Below are 16,476 nucleotides of genomic sequence, written 5' to 3'. Positions count from 1 at the left end.
TGTCGAGTTGCGCGATTCCCGCCGGTCGATGCCGTCACGAGCGCCCTCTCTCTGTCCTCGGCGATCACAGGGGAAAGGATAGGGCCGCCCTTCGGGTAAAGCAATATAAGGTCCGAAATCTGGACGGCCTCATTCCGTGACCGTGACCCGGCGGAACGTGTTCATTTTTGAAATGCACATTTCTCCGCCGAGCTGCGGTTACGCCGATTGGACGGTTCCATTACGGCTTTCCGAAATCGGCGCCCGCGACCCTGGGCCGCGGGCGCCGGGGCTCACACGATGACGCGGGCGCAGGGGATGCCGTTGAGCCTGAACTCGGCGGGCGGGGCGTTCGTGCCGGTGACGCTGGCCTCGTACCCGAAACTGACGCTGGAGCTCGGGCCGATGTTGGCGTTGTGCCCGGCGTCGCGAGCGACCACCTGGGTGCCGGTCTGGGTCAGGTTGGTGTTCCAGAAGGCGGTCACCTGCTGGTTGCCGGCCCAGTTCCACGACAGGCGCCAGCCGCTGATGGGCGTGGTGCCGGTGTTCTTGATGGTCACGGTGCCGTTGAAGCCGCCGCTCCAGTTGCTGGCCTGCCAGGTGACCTGGCACGAGGTGCCCATCTTGAGCGCGCCGCGCAGGAACATCTCGAAGGTGTCCCAGGTCGGGTTGGGCGCGCCCCCGCCCGCCAGGATGGCCTCGCCGCAGTTGGTGGTGGCGTAGCTGGTCTGGGTGCCGAACCGGGCGGGGTCCATGACGTCGGCCCGGCCGTGGTCGGCGCCGGGGATGGAGATGAACTGGCCGTTGCCGCAGACCGACTTGATCTTGTTGTAGAGCAGCACGCTCTGCCCGTGGGGCACCAGGAAGTCGGCCTGGCCGTGCAGGAACAGCACCGGCGGGTCGTTGGCGTCGACGTAGTTGATCGGGTTGGCCTGCGCCACCGTGGCGGGGCAGGTCTGGATGGCGCAGCCGACCAGGAGGGATTCGGGCGAGATCGGCGAGTTGTGGTCCAGCCCGCCGCCCGGCAGGTTCTGGGCGTTCATCTGGAGGAAGTCGGTCGGGCTGAAGAAGGCGAGCCCGGCCTGCACGGAGCTGGAGACGCCGGTCGCGCCGACGGTGCCCTCCAGCGCCGCCACGCCGCCGGTGAACGTGGCCATCTCCGTCAGCCAGCCGCCCGAGGAGTCGCCCATCATGGCGAAGCGGTTCGGGTCGAGCTGGTAGGCGGGGGCGTTGTGGCGCAGCCAGCGGATGGCCGCCTTGATGTCGTGCACCTGCGCCGGGAAGACCGCCTGGGTGCTGGAGCGGACGCTGACGCCGGCCACCGCCCAGCCCTTGGCGTTGAAGACGGCGGCGATGTCGGCGGCGCCGCTCTTGCCCTCGTCGCTCGACCAGGCCGAGCCCTTGTGCCAGATGAGCAGCGGCCTGGGGGTGAGGCCGCCGGTCGGCAGGTAGAGGTCCAGCAGGTGCCCCCGTGAGCCGACGGGGTCCTCGGAGGCGTACGGGATGTCGGCGATCACCTGGGCGGCCTGGGCCGGTGGTGAGAGCGCGAGTGAGACACCGAAGGTCGCCAGCATGGTGAGGACCATGCCGAGGACGGCGGCCGGGCGGATTCGAGCATGCATAGGTGAGCCTCCGGTGTTCGGATGATCGCCGTTTTCCCCGCCGGCTTGGCCTCGCCTCGATGTGGGCGAGGCGACGATATGACACGTACGTGACGGTGGTCAAAGTTTTCGGCGAACCGTTTCGATCCTGGTGACTTGCACCCCTGCCGATGGGCCAAACAGCTCATCCGGCATTAGACAGGAACAAAACATGAAGAAGGGCCCAGAAGGCCGTATTACACGGCGACAACGCAGCACAGAATGACATTTTTCCTGGCACACGGTCAGTGATATCTTGACCGCCGTGATCCACCCCGTCTTAGGAGGATTGATGCGCAAGGTTCGCGCAGTTCTCGTCCCGGCCGTTCTGGCCCTCGGATTGTCGTTATCGCTCGGCGCCACTCCGGCGCAGGCCGAAACGCTCAACGGCATCTACCGGGAGCACTCGGAATGCCAGCGATACGGCGACTACGGCGACGAGCAGGGCTGGTGGAACGGGTATAGATGCGAGTGGAAGAGCCAGTATCACTACTACTTCCTCTACGCGTGACACGCTGAGACCTGGGCGCCCCCCGGCTCTTTGGGCCAGGGGGCTCCTGCGTGCCCGGCGGAAAATCGTTTGCCTCTCGCGGCACGGCTCGGCGACCGTGGTGCTGCCATTCCGAAATGCCAGCACCCGTTCAGCGAAGAGAGCGTCTTTGTCGCACCACCACCCGGCCACGGTCTCCGTGTTCGCCTCCCCCGCAAGCTGGATCGAGTCCGACGCCCTCACCCAGTGTCACCAGGTGGCCGCCCTCGACGGCATGAGGCACGTCGCCGCGATGCCCGATCTGCACCCCGGCAAGGGCGCCCCGATCGGCGCGGCGATGACGTCGAGCGTGCTCTACCCGTTCCTGGTGGGCTCCGACATCGGCTGCGGCATCGCCGTCTTCCCCTTCAGGCTCAAGCGCGTCGTGCCCGAGAAGCTCGCCGCCCGCTTCCCCGACCTCGACCGCCCGCTCGATCCCGTACGCGACGCCGACGACCCGGCCTGGGACGTGCTCGACGGCGAGATCCCCGCCGGTCACCACGAGGGCCTCGGCACGGTCGGCCGGGGCAACCACTTCGTCGAGCTGGCGCGGATCGGCACCGTCTTCGAGCCCGACCACGCCGACCGCCTGGGGCTCGCCGCCGGTGACCTGGTGCTCATCGTCCACAGCGGCTCCCGGGGGCTGGGCGAGCGGATCCTGCGGGCGCACACCGAGGTCCACGGCGCGGGCCCGGCCCCCGACCCCGACGCCTACCTGGCCGTGCACGACGAGGCCGTGCGCTGGGGATCGCTCAACCGGCGGCTGCTGGCCGCCCGGGTCGCCCACGCCCTGGGGGCCCGGCCCGCCGAGCCGGTCGTCGACCAGTGCCACAACCTCGTCGAGGTCCGCGACGGCCTCTACCTGCACCGCAAGGGGGCCGCGCCGGGCGACGGCCGCGACGTGCTCATCGCCGGCACCCGGGGCACGCACTCCTACCTGGTGGCCGCCCACTCCGGGCCGGACGCCGGCCACTCCGTCGCGCACGGCGCGGGCCGCAAGATGTCGCGCGCCGACGCGCTGCGCCGGGGCCGGGCCAAGCACACGGTCGAGGAGCTGCGCCGCACGCCGCTCGGCTCGCTGGTCGTCTGCGGCGACCGTCAGCTTCTGTTCGAGGAGGCGCCGACCGCCTACAAGCGCATCGAGCAGGTGATCTCCGACCTGGTCGAGCACGACCTGGCCACCCCGATCGCCACGACGGTCCCGCTGGTCACGTACAAGACGGCCGATCTCGGCTCCGCGCCCGAGCGCCGCCGCAAGCGGGGCCGGTCGTGACCGTCCACCTGCTCCTGTCGGCCGGGCGCGGCCCGCAGGAGTGCGCGTGGGCGCTCGCCCGGCTGCTGCGACGGCTCGAAGCCGACGCCGCCCGGCACGAGCTGGAGACCCACCGCGCCGAGACCGTCCCCGGCGAGCGGCCCGGCACGTACCGGTCGGTGCTGGTCCGGATCACCGGCGCGGACGCCGAGACGTTCGCCGCCTCCTGGACCGGGACCCTGTGCTGGCAGGCCCCCAGCCCCTACCGGGCCTCCGCCGGGCGCAAGAACTGGTACGTGACCGCCCGGCCGTGCCAGGTCGACGCCCCGCGCACGGCCTTCGCCGAGGACGACGTCGACGTCGTGCCCTGCCGCACCGGCGGCCCCGGCGGCCAGCACCGCAACAAGGCCAGCACCGCCGTGCGGGCCACCCACCGGCCCACCGGGATCGTCGTCGTGGTCGACACCGAGCGCCAGTTCAGCCTCAACCGCCGCATCGCCATGCGCCTGCTGCGCGAGCGCCTCGAACGCGACGACGAGGCGGCAGGCCGCGCCCTCGTCGCCGCCCGGCACCGCGTCCACGACGAGCTCGTCCGCGGCAACCCCACCCGCGTCGAACGCCCCTGACGCTCACCAGCCCTGCCAGAGGACGACCGACACGGCGAGCGCGGCGACCAGCAGCACGTACGCCGGCGCCCGCGCCGTTCGGGCCGACTCGCGGCGGACGGAGAACGCCAGCGCGACCCCCAGGGCCAGGGCGGCGGCCAGGTGCGGAACGTGCCCCTCGACATCACCGGCTCGCTCGCCGGTCACGACGGCGAGCGCGGCCGGTCCCGCCCCCAGCAGCGCCGGCACGTAGCGGAACAGGCCGAGCAGCACCCAGACCGCGACGCCCGCCGCCAGCAGCATCGAGGAGCTGTGATGCAGGTGGCGGATCGCCAGGCCGCCCGGCGTGGCGATCCCGGTCTCCAGCGCGGCCGCGTAGGCGGAGCTCAGCTCGACGCCGCGCAACGGCTCGTAGGGGCCGTCGTACACGACCATGCCGCCGTCGGGCCGGAACCAGGCGAGGTAGGCGCCGGTGGCCAGGACGACGGCGAAGCAGTAGAGGAGCATCTCGCCGGTCAGCCGTCTCATCTGCTTCACGGGGCATATTGCATCACGCCGGGCTGGCCCACCATCATCTCGGCATGGTGCAGCCGACGTTCAGCCGGCGGGCGGTGCTGCTCGCCGCCGGAGGGCTGGCCGCCGGTTGCGCGCGGCGGCCGGAGGTGGAGCCGGCGCGGCTGCGGCTGGCCACGGGCCCGGAGGGAGCGGTGTACCGGCGGATCGGCGGCGTGCTGGCCGGGCGGGTCTCCGAGCAGGTGCCGGGCGTGACGGTGACGACGGTGCCGAGCGGGGCGTCGACCGACAACATCCGGATGCTGCGGGCCGGTGAGGCGCAGCTCGGGCTGACGAGCCTGGACGCGCTGATCACGACCGACGGCCGCGCGCCGGACGGCGTCTCGGCGATCTGCCGCCTGTACGACAGCCATCTGCACCTGGTGGTCATGGCCGGGTCGCCCATCGGCGAGTTCGCGGACCTGGCGGGCAGGCGGGTGTCGCTGGGGGCGCGCGATTCGGGCACGGAGTTCACCTCGCGGCGGGCGCTGGAGCTGGCCCGGCTGGAGCTGGAGTGGCTGTACCTGAGCCAGGCGGAGTCGGCGGCGGCGTTGCGTGACGGCCGGATCGACGCGATGTTCTCGCTGACGGGCGTCCCGACGCCGGCGATCACGGAGCTGGCGCAGAAGCACGCGATCCGGCTGATCCCGCTGGCCGCCCAGGCGGGGGCGCTCATCACGGCGTTCCCGGGCCCGTACACGCCTGCCATGATCCCGTCGACGGCCTACGCGGGGGTGCCCGCGGCGCGCACGGTCGCGGTGCCGAACGTGCTGCTCGTCCGCAACGACCTGCCGGACGAGCTGGTGCACGCCATCACCGACACGATCTTCACCCGCGCCGGGCCCGCGGCGGTGCCCGAGGCGTGGCACATCAACGTGCGCACCGGGATCTCCACGGCGACGGCGCCGCTGCATCCGGGGGCGGCGGCCTGGTTCCGCGATCGCAAGCGCTGAGCGGGTCAGCCGGGCACGACGGGCAGCGCGACCACGGCGGCGAAGCCGTGGCCGGTGCCGTCGGGGCGCGGCAGGCCGTCCTCCAGCCGCAGCTCGCCCCCGGCCGCGCCGACGAGGTCGGCGCAGATGGCCAGACCCAGGCCGGTGCCGGTGACGTTCTGGTGCTTGGGCGCGCGCCAGAAGCGGCGCAGCGCCTGCTCGCGTTCGGCCGGGTCGATGCCCTGACCGTCGTCGCGGACGGCGATCGCGACGACGCCGCCCGCCTCGGCGGCGCTCACCCGCACCACCCGCGCGTCCGACAGCCGCAGCGCGTTGCTGATCAGCTCGTCCAGGATGCTGCCCAGCCCGCCGGACGGCTCCAGCAGCCGCAGCCCCGGCGGCACCTCCACCGCCAGCCTCTGCCCGGCGGTCGCCGTCAGCGCCCGCCACCGGTCGACGCGGGTGGCCAGCACCGCGTCGAGGTCCACCGGCGAGGCCGTGCGGATGCTCTCCATCCGGGCGCTGGCCTGCAGCGAGTTCAGCATCCGCTGCATCGCCTTGAGCTCGTCGACCGCGACGTCGTACGCCTGCCGCCCGTCGTCTCCCGCCCGCAGGTGCGGCTCCAGGCTCTCCACGGCCAGCCGCAGGCTGGTCAGCGGGTTGCGCAACTGGTGGGAGGCGTCCGACACGAACGCGCGCTGGCGTTGCACGGCGTTCTCGACCGCGTCCATCATCGTGTTGAACGACTCGGCCAGCCGCCGCAGCTCGGGCGGCCCGGCCTCGGCGTCGGCGCGGATCGTGAGGTCTCCCTGGGAGATGCGCGAGCTGGCCGCGTCGAGTTCGCGTACGGGTCGCAGCACCCACGCCGAGACCGGCCAGGCGACGGCGACGAGCGCGATCAGCGGCAGCAGCCCGAGGCCGGCGAGCTGGGCCCAGCGCAGCAGGATGCGCGAGCGCGTCCTGGTCAGGTCGGAGATCGTCACGACGGCGCCGACGACCTCGCTGTCGCGGCCGACCGGTTCGGCGACGACGAAGGCGGAGTCGTCCCAGGGCGCCCACTGCCCGGACGGTTCGGGCCTGGCCCCGGCGAGCGCGGCGGTGACGATCCGGGGCAGGGTCGGCTCGGCCCGCGCCGCCTGCCGGTACGCGTCCGCCGGGCCGAGCAGCACGGCGCCCGATTTGTCGATCACGGCGACGGGGATGCCGTACAGCTCGTGGTAGCGGGCCAGCTCCTGCTGGAGGGCCTCGGTACGCCCGGTGGACAGCGCGGTCTCGGCCAGCGACGCGAACCTGCCGACGTCGTTGAGCCGGTCCACGTACGTCTCCTGCATCTCGCGCTCGGCGACGGTGACGCCGAGCGGGACCCCGAGGGCCGCGACGAGCAGGACCGCGAGGGGCACCAGGACGACGAGCAGGCGGCGGTGCACGGGACGTCAGCCGTTCGGCTCCGCCGTCAGCCGGTAGCCGACCCCGTGGATGGTGCGGATCAGCGTGGCGGGCCCCAGTTTGTGGCGGAGCGCGGCGATGTGGGTGTCGAGGGTGCGGCTCGACGACTCCCAGGTGGCGCCCCAGATCTGGTCGAGGATGACGTCGCGGCTGACGACGTTGGGCGCCCGGCGGGCCAGCAGCAGGAGCAGCTCGAACTCCTTGCGGGTCAGCGTCACCGGGACGTCGTCGACGGTGACCTCGCGGGTGCCGACGCCGATGCGCATCGGACCGACGACGAGGGGCCCGTCGGGGTGGCTCATCGCGCGGGCGACCCGGGTGCGCCGCAGGACGGCGTCGATCCTGGCCAGCAGCTCGGGGACGCCGAACGGCTTGACGATGTAGTCGTCGGCCCCGGCGCGCAGGCCGCGGACGCGCTCGTGCTCCTCGGAGCGGGCGGTGACGGCGATGACGGCGGTCTCGGGGCGGTCGCGCAGCTTGCGGATCACGTCGAGGCCGTCGCCGTCGGGCAGGCCCAGGTCGACGAGGACGACGTCGGACGGGGCCGCGCGCACGGCCTCGGCCGCCGTGGCGAGGCGGTGCACCTCGAAGCCCGCCTGGGCCAGGACGGTCGCCAGACCCCGCGCCACGCGGTCGTCATCCTCGATGATGGTGATCCGCATACCGGATTGTACGGCCGGGGTCAGCGGCCGGGCCATGCCGTTTCTTGGGATTTCTCTGACATTCACCGCATTCCTTGGGATTCCTCTGACACCATGCGCGCCCTTGTCACCCCAGACTGAGGCCGCGCACTGACGAGGAGCCCCGATATGAGAACGACCAGCAGGTATCCAGCCGCCGCCCGGATGATCGCCGTGATCGGCGTCGTCTCGCTCGCCGCCGCCTGTTCCGGCAACGGCGGCGGGGGCGGCGCGACCGGCGGAGGCGGCGAGGGCGGCGCCTACCCCAGCCAGAACATCACGTTCGTCGTGCCGTTCAGCGCGGGCGGCCCGACCGACACCGTCACCCGCATGATCGCCGAGCCGATGGCCGCCAAGCTCGGCACGAAGATCGTCGTCCAGAACGTCGAGGGGGCGGGCGGCACCATCGGCGCCGGCGAGGTCGCCCGCGGCGAGCCCGACGGCTACACCGTGCTCATGCACCACATCGGCATGTCCACCGCGCCCGCCCTCTACCAGGACCTCGGCTACAAGCCGCTGGAGAGCTTCGAGACGGTCGGGCTCGTCACCGAGGTGCCGATGACGGTCGTCGCCCGCAAGGACTTCGCCCCCGCGACGCTCCAGGACCTCGTGGCGCACGTGAAGTCCAACGCCGACAAGGTCACGATGGCCAACGCCGGCATCGGCGCCGCCTCCCACCTGTGCGGCCTGCTGTTCCAGACGGCCACCGGGGTCAAGCTCCAGGAGGTCCCGTACGAGGGCACCGGGCCCGCGCTGACCGACCTCGTCGGCGGCCAGGTCGACTTCATGTGCGACCAGACGACCAACACCAGCGGCCAGATCTCCGCCGGCGAGGTCAAGGCGTACGCGGTCACCACGCCCGAGCGGGTCAAGAGCCTGCCCGACGTGCCCACGACCACCGAGGCCGGGCTGCCCGGGCTCAAGGTCAGCGTGTGGCACGGCCTGTACACCCCGAAGGGCACGCCGCAGGACGTCGTCCAGAAGCTGTCCGAGGCGCTGAAGTCCGCGCTGGCCGACCAGAAGGTCATCGACCAGATGGCCAAGCTCGGCACCGCGCCGGTCGCGGCCGAGTCCGCGACCCCGCAGGCGCACCGCGCCAAGCTGGAGGAGCAGCTCACCACCTGGGGCAAGGTCATCGCCGACGCCGGGATCAAGGCGTCCTGACGTGGAGCGTCGCCGGTCCTTCCCGGACGTACTCGCCGGGGCCGTGTTCATCCTGATCGGTGGCGCGTTCGTGGCAGGGTCGCTCGGCTACGAGCTGGGCACCCCGCTGCGGATGGGCCCCGGCGCCTTCCCGCTGCTCGTCGGCGCGGTCGTGGCGGCCCTGGGCCTGGCCATCGTGGTCAAGGGCCTGGTGGCCGGCGAGGTGATCGCGTTCGGGCCGATCCCGTGGCGGGCGGTCGGCGTCATCGTGCTCGCGCTGGTGTTCTTCGGCTTCACCGTACGGGGTCTCGGGTTCGTCCCGGCGTCGTTGGTGACCGCCCTGCTCACCACGGTGGCCAGCAAGCGCGTACGGCCGCTCATGGCCGTGGCGGTGGCCGCCGGGCTGACCCTCGCGGCCACGCTCATCTTCGTCGTCGGACTGCAGCTGCGGCTCCCGCTCTGGGGCCCGTGGCTGGGATTCTGACGCGGAATCCGGATTGAGGCATGGAACTACTCGACAACCTCGCGCTGGGCCTCTCGACCGCCCTGCTCGTCCAGAACGTCCTCTACTGCTTCGTGGGTGTGCTGCTCGGGACGGCTGTCGGCGTGCTGCCCGGCATCGGGCCGACGGCGACGGTGGCGATGCTGCTGCCGATCACGTTCAGCTTCGAGCCCGTCACGGCGCTGATCATGCTGGCGGGCATCTACTACGGCGCGCAGTACGGCGGCTCGACGACCGCCATCCTGATCAACCTGCCCGGCGAGTCGTCGGCGGCCGTCACCGCGCTCGACGGGCACGAGATGGCCCGGCAGGGACGGGCCGGCGCCGCGCTGGCCACGGCCGCGGTCGGCTCGTTCATCGCCGGGACCGTGGCCACCGTCGTGCTCGCGGTCGCGGCCCCGCCGCTGGCCAGGGTCGCGTTGCAGTTCGGCCCGGCGGAGTACTTCTCGCTGGTGCTGCTCGGCCTGATCGTGTCGATCGCGCTGGCGCGCGGCTCGGCGCTCAAGGCCCTGGCCATGATCTTCCTGGGCGTCCTGCTCGGCACCGTCGGCCAGGACATCTACACCGGTACGCCCCGGTTCACGTTCGGCCAGCGCGAGCTGTACGGCGGGATCGACTTCGTGTCGGTCGCCGTCGGCATGTTCGGCGTGGCCGAGATCCTGCGCAACCTGGAGAACGAGCAGACCCGCACCGCGATCGTCAGCAAGGTCAAGAACCTGTGGCCCACCCGCGAGGACCGGCGCCGGATCGTCGGCCCGATCCTGCGCGGCACCGGTCTCGGCGCCGCGCTCGGCGTCCTGCCCGGCGGCGGTCACGTGCTGGCCTCGTTCACCTCCTACGCCGTCGAGAAGCGCGTCTCCAAGCGGCCCGAGGAGTTCGGGCACGGCGCCATCGAAGGCGTCGCCGGGCCCGAGTCGGCCAACAACGCCGCCGCGCAGACGTCGTTCATCCCGCTGCTGACGCTGGGGCTGCCCGCCCATCCCGTGATGGCGCTGATGATCGGCGCGTTCATCGTCCACGGCATCACCCCCGGGCCGAACGTCATCACCGAGGAGCCCGCGCTGTTCTGGGGCCTGATCGCGTCGATGTGGATCGGCAACGTGCTGCTCGTGCTGCTGAACCTGCCGCTGATCGGGCTCTGGGTGCGGATGCTGCGGATCCCGTACCAGGTGCTGTTCCCGATGATCATCCTGTTCGCGGCGATCGGGACGTACTCGCTCGGGTTCAACGCCTACGACGTGTACGCGATCGTGTTCTTCGGGCTGCTCGGGTACGTGCTGATCAAGTGCGGGTGCGAGCCGGCGCCGCTGCTGCTCGGCTTCGTGCTCGGGCCGCTGCTGGAGGAGAACCTGCGGCGGGCGCTCATCATCGAGCGCGGCGACGCGACGGTGTTCCTGACGCGGCCGATCTCGGCGGTGCTGCTGGCCCTGGCGGCAGCGGCGCTGGTGGTCGCCGTGCTGCCGGCGATCCGCAAGCGCCGCGAGGTGGTGTTCGCCGAGGAGGACTAGGAGCCGCCGGGCAGGGCCCCGGGCTCACCAGGGCTCGGCGGTCCGCCCGTCGGCGTCGAGGCCGTAACGCGACAGCAGGTCCCATCCCTGCTCCTCGGCCAGGCGCAGCAGCGGGTAACCGTAGCCGGCGTCGGCGGCACGGCGGATCAGCTCCTCGGCCTCGGCCTCGGGGCTGCGCCAGGCCAGGTCCAGGAGCGAGTGGACCTCGTCGGCGAAGGGGTCGCGGGGTGGCAGCGCCACCTTCCGCCGTGGGGCGGGCTCGGCCACCGCCCGGCTGGGCGCGGGCGCGGCCGGCTTCACCGCCGCCGCGCTCTCCGCCAGCCGGGCCGCCTGCTCGCGGGCGCCGGCTCGCCGCCGCAGGCGTGCCAGCACCGCCAGCGCGTGGCCGTCCCCGTGACGGGCCGCGCGGTGCGCGAGCGACTCGGCGGCGGCGTGGTCGCCCGCACGCTCACGCAGGACGGCCAGGGAGCGCAGGGCGGCCGTGCTCCCGCGTGCCGCGGCCTCGGCGGCGAGCCGTTCGGCCGCCCGGCCGTCGCCGCGCCGCTCCCGCATCCAGGCGAGCGTGCGCAGGGCCCGCGGGTCGCCCATCGCCGCGGCCCTGGTGGCCAGGCGTTCGGCCTCGTCGGGGTGCCCCGCGGCCTCGCGCAGGCGGGCCAGCGCCTGCAGGGCGAGCAGGTCGCCCGCGTCCGCGCCCGCCTGGTGGACGCGCGCCGCCTCGCCGGGATCCCCGCGCCGTTCGTGCCACCTGGCGATTGCCCGGAGCCCGGCGTGGTCCCCGGCCAGGAGGCAGAGGCGTTCCGCGTCCCGCCCGGATCCGGCCCGCCGGGCCAGCGTGCGCAGCGGCCGTACGTCACCGGCGTCGCGGGCCAGGAGCGCGACCCGTTCCGCGCCGGGTGCGTCGCCCGCGTCGGCGCGGCGCAGCGCCAGCCGTCCCAGGGGCTGGGTGAATCCCGCGGCGGCCAGCTCCGCCGCCAGCGGCATGACGGCCGCGTCGTCCCCGGCGTCCATCCGCAGCTCGGCGATCCGGTCGAGCGCACTGAGCCCGGCCGCCGCGAAGACGGCGTTCAGCCGCTCGGCGCCCTGCCGGTCGCCTGCCTGCTCGCGCCTGCCCACCAGACGCTCGGCGTGCGCGTGGGGCGGGATCAGATAGTAGCCGGCGGCCAGGGCCTGCGTGACGTAATGCTCGCATTCCGCGTCCGAGCGCCAGGCCATCTCCCACATCGCGTCGACGACGCCCGCGTCGGCGGCGGCCCGGTAGAGCCGCTCCGCCTCGGCCGGATCGTCCGTCACCGCCGCCAGCAGCGCGAACGCCTCCGCCTCCCCCGCGTCGGCGGCGATCCGGTACAACCGGCGCCGACCTTCCCGATCACCGATCGGAATGCGGGCGGCGACCGCCCAGAGCCCGCGCCGATGCCCGAGCCCGTAGGCCCGGACGGCGAACCGCTCGACGTGGGCGGTGTTCCCGAACCGCCAGTGGGCCTCGACGTACCGTTCCACCAGCTCGTCGCCGGCCGCGAGGACGATCCGCTGGGCCTCGGCCTGGTCGCCCTCCTCCTCGCGGAGCATGGCGAGCCCGTAGAAACCGTCGGCGCCCCCGGCCTCCGCCCCGATCCGGTAGAGCCGTTCCGCGCCGTCCCGGTTGCCGGCGATCTCCAGCTGCAGCGCGACCCTGTACAGCGCGTCGAACCGGCCCGCGGACGTGGCCCGGCCGGCGATCAGGGCCGCCTGGCGGTAGCGCAGCCGCTGCAGGGCGGCGGTGGCCAGGGCGTGGAGGTCGTCCGCCGAGGTGACGTGCCGGGCCGCCGCCCGCCAGAACGCCTCGGGCGGCACCGCGAACCGGCGGCTCTGCCTGCCGTGCTGTTCGAGGTAGTCGGCCAGCCGGCAGCTCGGCGTTCCGGCGGATTCGTCCGGACGCGGGCGGTTGAGGGTGAGCGGCCCGGCCACACCCCGGCACGGCGCCGACGTGTAGGCCAGCGCGCGCTCCAGCCAGTCGTCGCCGGCCTCGTTCCACTCCTGGTCGGTGAGGTAGCCGGGGGCGGCGTCGCGGAGCAGCCCCAGCGGCAGCGCGACCCCGGCCCCGAGGCGGCGGGCGTCCATGGCCGCGTGGATCAGCGCGCGGGCCGCCGCGGGGGCGTTGTCGTAGCGCTCCATGAGCACCGGGACGCCCGCCAGATACTGGGTGATCCGCCCCCGCTCGGCCCCGTCGAGGGCCTGCCGGAGCTGGGGGCCGGCGTCGGCGGCGGCCCGTACGGCGGACAGCTCGGCGGTGGAGAAGGCCGGGCGCACCCGGATCGCGCCGCCGATCAGCAGGCGGCGGCCGCGCTCGTACGGGTCCTCGGCCTCGGGCTGCGGCGGCGTGGTGAGCGTGTCCCAGTGCTGCGGCCACAGCGTCCCCAGCACCAGGACCGGCGCCCGGTCGGGGTCGTGCAGCAGCTCGCGCAGCCGGCCGGCGACGTGGTCGGACTTGAGCAGGAACCGCTGCGACTCGTTCAGCCACACGACGGTACGCGGCGCGACCGCGTCCAGCTCGGCCAGGAGCGCCTCGGCCGACTCCGGCGCCCACAGCCGCCAGCTCGCGGGCAGCGCCCTGAGGCACTCCCAGCAGGCGCGGGTCTTGCCCACCGAGGACTCGCCGACCAGGACGGCCAGCCCGCTCCTGCCTCCGGCCGCGCGCCGCGCGACCTCGCCCAGCCGCTGGTCGTGCTCGCGGGGCAGGTACGGCGGCAGCTCCGGGAGGCCGCCGTGGCCGCTGACCTCGACGGCCTGGTGCACGCCCAGCGCGAACGGGTCCGCCACCCGGGGCAGCGGCCTGCCCGGCGGCGCGGCCGCGGTCGCGACGGGACGGCGCTCGTCCTGGGCGGCTTCGACGAGGTCGTTCCACCGCTGCCGGTTCGGCCGCACCCGAGCCCACTCGCTCCAGATCTCGATGAGGTCCCAGACGCGGTCGGAGTCGCCGGGCACGCGCCTCCTGGCCGGGTCGGGGTGCAGCCACGAGGCGATGCGCTGGTCGTGCAGGGTGGCCCCGGTGCGGCGGCGCACCTCGCGGACGGCCGCCTTGCGCGAGGCCGGCTCGCCGTCGGCCTTGCGGGCCCGCCGCGCCCGCTCCTCCAGCGCCGCCAGCTCGTCACGCAGCCGCTGCCCGGCGCCCGCTGCGGGCGCCGCGGGCGGGCCTCCGACCAGCCGCGTCGCGTCTTCTACCCTCATCGCCCCCATTCCCGGTGCGCCGCCGCGTTTCTGATCCATTGTTGCGCTTCATCCACTTCCGGACGAGAGCAAGGAGAACCCCATGGCCGGCAAGCGCGGTATCGTCGCCAGGCTCAGCCGCACCGCCCTGTTCGCCCTCGTACGCGGGCTCGCCGCCGCGGCCGGGTCGGCGCTGGTCGGGCTGGCGGTCTGGTGGCTGCAGCACCGATGACGGCGGCTCAGGAGAACACGACAGCCGAGATGATCACCAGCACGAGCACCAGCAGCAGGCCACCCGCGACCGCCAGCAGGCCGATCATGCATCCCAGGCCGTTCCACGGCTGGGGCGCGGGGCCGAGGGCGCCCTTGGAGTAGGCGAACAGGGGCGCGCGGTACTCCACGTCCAGCGTCCCGCCCGGCTGCAGCCAGATCGACACGTCCGCCGGCCCGATCTGCGCCGGCATCAGGTACGGCAGGTGGACGTGCAGGTGATACTGGCCGGGCGGGAGCGGGATCACGTTGCGCCCCCACCGCCCCAGCATCCGGTGGCCGTTGAGGACGATCACCGGGGAGATCATCTTGAGCATGAACCCGAGCGCGTGCGCCTTGATGTCGAGGGCCAGGTGCGCCTGCCCCGGCTGGGTCCACTGTTGGTGCGGTGCGGGGGGATGCATGGGGCACATGCTACTGATGTGACGTTCTCCGCAAAGCACCTCACAATCGGGCCCGCTGCCGCGTCGGGGTAGAGAGGGCAGTAGCGACCGAGGGAGCCAGGATGACCAGCCCGCCCGACCCGGGCCTCAGCGCGATCATGAGCGAGCGGCGTCAGCTGATCAACCTCGCCTACCGGCTCCTGGGCTCGCTGGCCGACGCCGAGGACGTCGTGCAGGAGACGTACGCCCGCTGGTACGCCATGTCGCGCGAGCAGCAGGAGGAGGTCGGCAACCCCGGCGGGTGGTTGACGAAGGTGGCCAGCCGCATCTGCCTCGACCTGCTCAGGTCGGCGCGGGCCAGGCGGGAGCGGTACGTGGGCGAGTGGATTCCCGAGCCGCTGCCCGACAGCAGCGAGTGGACCAGCACCCCCGCCGGAGGCGACCCGGCCGACCGGGTGACGCTGGACGAGTCGGTCAACATGGCCTTCCTCGTCGTGCTCGACGCGATGACGCCGGCCGAACGGGTGGCGTTCATCCTGCACGACGTGTTCCGCTACCCGTTCGCGGAGGTGGCCGAGATCGTCGGCCGCACGCCCGCGGCCTGCCGCCAGCTCGCCTCGTCGGCGCGGCGGCGCGTCCGCGCGGCCCGCTCCCCCGCCGACCCGCCGACCCCGCCCGCCCGGCAGGCCGACGTGGTCAGGAAGTTCAAGGAGGCGTGGGAGCGCCAGGACATCGACGCGCTCATCGGGCTCCTCGACCCGGACGCCACGGGCATCGCCGACGGCGGCGGCCTCGCCAGCGCCATCCTCCGGCCGATCCACGGCAACGAGCAGATCGCGCACACGTTCGCCAGGCTCGCCAACCGCGGCCTGTCGGTCCTGGAGCGCACCGTCAACGGGCAGCCGGGCCTGGTGGCGGAGCTGGACGGCGTCATCGTGGTGGTCGTGGCGTTCGAGGTCGTCGGCGACCGGATCAAGCACATCTGGGCGGTCCGGAACCCGGAGAAGCTCCGCCCCTGGACCACCGGCTAGCGACCCGAACGTGACCGGCGCCCGCCTAGCGCCTGCCGCCGAACTCCCAGCTGTGCACCTCCACGCTCTCGTACAGCCCGGCCCGCCCGCCGGGGCCCTGCGGCAGCACGGCCTCGGCAGCCTCGCGGTCCGGCAGCTCGGCCATGAGGGCGGTGCCCATCCATTCGGCGCCGTCCTCCGACAGCAGCGTGCCCGCGACGATCACCCGATCCCCCAGGCCCGAACCGGTCAGGTAACGGCGGTAGTCGTCGTCCAGGCCCTCGCGGACGGCGGCCCGGCCCAGCCTGGCGTGACCGATGACGAGGAAGCGCTCGTAGCCGTCGACGCCGCCGGTGTAGTCCCACATCCGGCCGCCGGCGATCGTCCGCCAGCGGCGCATCAGCACGTCGCCGTACACGCCCGCCCGGTAGTTCGGCTCGTCGAACGCGAACGCCCGCGCGGCGGCGGGGTCCGGCAGGTCGACGACGTGCATGCTGCCGGTCGCCGTCTCCTCGTCCAACAGCGTCGGCCCCCGCGCGATCATCGCGTCGCCGTACGGGTCCATGAACGACCAGTGCGCCTCGACCAGTTCCATCCGCCGAGGCATGGAACCGGTCCGGTCCCGGCAATATATGAAATATTCCACTAACGGATCATATGACCTGGTCAGCCGATGCCGCAGAATCGACAGCATGGACCGGCAGGAGATCGCGAGGCTTCGAGGACAGCGCGCCGTGCGGCGGGCGACGCGGCACAAACGCGCGGTGCGACGGGCGCTGAGGAAGGCCGAGGTGGTCATGGGCGCCGCCGCCCTGGTGATCATGCTGCTGGTGGCGCTCGTACTGGAGCTCACGTAGGGCGG

The 16,476-nt window shown here is 73.1% G+C and carries 17 protein-coding genes; 10 read left to right on the top strand and 7 right to left on the bottom strand.

The window, feature by feature from the left end; genetic code table 11:
* Positions 1–272 precede the first annotated feature (272 nt).
* Positions 273–1,601 carry a cellulose binding domain-containing protein gene (locus AB0J53_RS36640; protein WP_219500088.1) on the bottom strand — a complete coding sequence of 443 codons (1,329 nt, stop codon included), beginning with the start codon at positions 1,599–1,601 and terminating at the stop codon, positions 273–275.
* A gap of 310 nt (positions 1,602–1,911) precedes the next feature.
* On the opposite strand from AB0J53_RS36640, the gene AB0J53_RS36635 reads away from it, so the two are divergent.
* The 3 genes from AB0J53_RS36635 (at position 1,912) to prfH (ending at position 4,026) form a co-directional block, all read left to right on the top strand.
* Positions 1,912–2,130 carry a hypothetical protein gene (locus AB0J53_RS36635; protein WP_219500086.1) on the top strand — a complete coding sequence of 73 codons (219 nt, stop codon included), beginning with the start codon at positions 1,912–1,914 and terminating at the stop codon, positions 2,128–2,130.
* Between the two features lie 148 nt (positions 2,131–2,278).
* On the top strand, positions 2,279–3,421 hold the full coding sequence (locus AB0J53_RS36630; protein WP_364180772.1) for an RNA ligase RtcB family protein: 1,143 nt from the start codon (positions 2,279–2,281) through the stop codon (positions 3,419–3,421).
* Entirely contained in the window at positions 3,418–4,026 is a 609-nt protein-coding gene (gene prfH, locus AB0J53_RS36625; RefSeq protein ID WP_364180769.1) for a peptide chain release factor H, read from the top strand. The genes AB0J53_RS36630 and prfH overlap by 4 nt, the downstream gene beginning before the upstream one ends.
* Positions 4,027–4,029: 3 nt before the next feature.
* Here prfH and AB0J53_RS36620 read toward each other — a convergent pair whose 3' ends face one another.
* Complete coding sequence (locus tag AB0J53_RS36620; RefSeq protein WP_364180766.1) at positions 4,030–4,542, bottom strand: hypothetical protein; 513 nt, start codon at positions 4,540–4,542, stop codon at positions 4,030–4,032.
* A gap of 44 nt (positions 4,543–4,586) precedes the next feature.
* Here AB0J53_RS36620 and AB0J53_RS36615 point away from each other — a divergent pair, with 44 nt between their 5' ends.
* On the top strand, positions 4,587–5,510 hold the full coding sequence (locus AB0J53_RS36615; RefSeq protein ID WP_219500077.1) for a TAXI family TRAP transporter solute-binding subunit: 924 nt from the start codon (positions 4,587–4,589) through the stop codon (positions 5,508–5,510).
* A 5-nt stretch (positions 5,511–5,515) separates the two neighbouring features.
* Here AB0J53_RS36615 and AB0J53_RS36610 read toward each other — a convergent pair whose 3' ends face one another.
* Together AB0J53_RS36610 and AB0J53_RS36605 are read right to left on the bottom strand one after the other, a co-directional pair.
* Positions 5,516–6,916: a HAMP domain-containing sensor histidine kinase gene (locus AB0J53_RS36610; protein ID WP_364180762.1), complete on the bottom strand. Its 1,401-nt coding sequence runs from the start codon at positions 6,914–6,916 to the stop codon at positions 5,516–5,518.
* Positions 6,917–6,922: 6 nt separating this feature from the next.
* Positions 6,923–7,597, bottom strand: a complete 675-nt coding sequence (locus tag AB0J53_RS36605) for a response regulator transcription factor (RefSeq protein ID WP_364180759.1) — start codon at positions 7,595–7,597, stop codon at positions 6,923–6,925.
* A 147-nt stretch (positions 7,598–7,744) separates the two neighbouring features.
* On the opposite strand from AB0J53_RS36605, the gene AB0J53_RS36600 reads away from it, so the two are divergent.
* From AB0J53_RS36600 to AB0J53_RS36590, 3 genes are read left to right on the top strand one after another with little or no spacing between them, the layout of a single operon-like run.
* Positions 7,745–8,779, top strand: a complete 1,035-nt coding sequence (locus tag AB0J53_RS36600) for a tripartite tricarboxylate transporter substrate-binding protein (RefSeq protein ID WP_364180756.1) — start codon at positions 7,745–7,747, stop codon at positions 8,777–8,779.
* Position 8,780: 1 nt separating this feature from the next.
* Positions 8,781–9,242: a tripartite tricarboxylate transporter TctB family protein gene (locus AB0J53_RS36595; protein WP_364180753.1), complete on the top strand. Its 462-nt coding sequence runs from the start codon at positions 8,781–8,783 to the stop codon at positions 9,240–9,242.
* Positions 9,243–9,262: 20 nt separating this feature from the next.
* Positions 9,263–10,768 (top strand): tripartite tricarboxylate transporter permease, encoded by a 1,506-nt coding sequence (locus tag AB0J53_RS36590; protein WP_219500065.1) that lies wholly within the window; start codon positions 9,263–9,265, stop codon positions 10,766–10,768.
* A 24-nt stretch (positions 10,769–10,792) separates the two neighbouring features.
* On the opposite strand, the gene AB0J53_RS36585 is transcribed toward AB0J53_RS36590, so the two are convergent.
* Positions 10,793–13,972, bottom strand: a complete 3,180-nt coding sequence (locus AB0J53_RS36585) for a hypothetical protein (protein WP_364180749.1) — start codon at positions 13,970–13,972, stop codon at positions 10,793–10,795.
* An 82-nt stretch (positions 13,973–14,054) separates the two neighbouring features.
* On the opposite strand from AB0J53_RS36585, the gene AB0J53_RS36580 reads away from it, so the two are divergent.
* On the top strand, positions 14,055–14,183 hold the full coding sequence (locus tag AB0J53_RS36580) for a hypothetical protein (protein ID WP_364180746.1): 129 nt from the start codon (positions 14,055–14,057) through the stop codon (positions 14,181–14,183).
* Positions 14,184–14,190: 7 nt separating this feature from the next.
* On the opposite strand, the gene AB0J53_RS36575 is transcribed toward AB0J53_RS36580, so the two are convergent.
* Positions 14,191–14,625, bottom strand: a complete 435-nt coding sequence (locus AB0J53_RS36575) for a hypothetical protein (RefSeq protein ID WP_219500061.1) — start codon at positions 14,623–14,625, stop codon at positions 14,191–14,193.
* A gap of 101 nt (positions 14,626–14,726) precedes the next feature.
* On the opposite strand from AB0J53_RS36575, the gene sigJ reads away from it, so the two are divergent.
* Entirely contained in the window at positions 14,727–15,635 is a 909-nt protein-coding gene (gene sigJ, locus AB0J53_RS36570; RefSeq protein ID WP_364180742.1) for an RNA polymerase sigma factor SigJ, read from the top strand.
* 25 nt (positions 15,636–15,660) lie between these two features.
* Here sigJ and AB0J53_RS36565 read toward each other — a convergent pair whose 3' ends face one another.
* Positions 15,661–16,308: a YciI family protein gene (locus AB0J53_RS36565; RefSeq protein WP_364180739.1), complete on the bottom strand. Its 648-nt coding sequence runs from the start codon at positions 16,306–16,308 to the stop codon at positions 15,661–15,663.
* Here AB0J53_RS36565 and AB0J53_RS36560 point away from each other — a divergent pair.
* Complete coding sequence (locus AB0J53_RS36560; RefSeq protein ID WP_364180736.1) at positions 16,307–16,471, top strand: hypothetical protein; 165 nt, start codon at positions 16,307–16,309, stop codon at positions 16,469–16,471. The two genes, AB0J53_RS36565 and AB0J53_RS36560, sit on opposite strands and share 2 nt — an antisense overlap.
* Positions 16,472–16,476: the final 5 nt, after the last annotated feature.

It is taken from the genome of Nonomuraea sp. NPDC049725 (assembly GCF_040674795.1).
GTDB classification, from domain to species: domain Bacteria; phylum Actinomycetota; class Actinomycetes; order Streptosporangiales; family Streptosporangiaceae; genus Nonomuraea; species Nonomuraea ceibae.
This window is presented reverse-complemented; position numbering and strand designations above follow the sequence as displayed.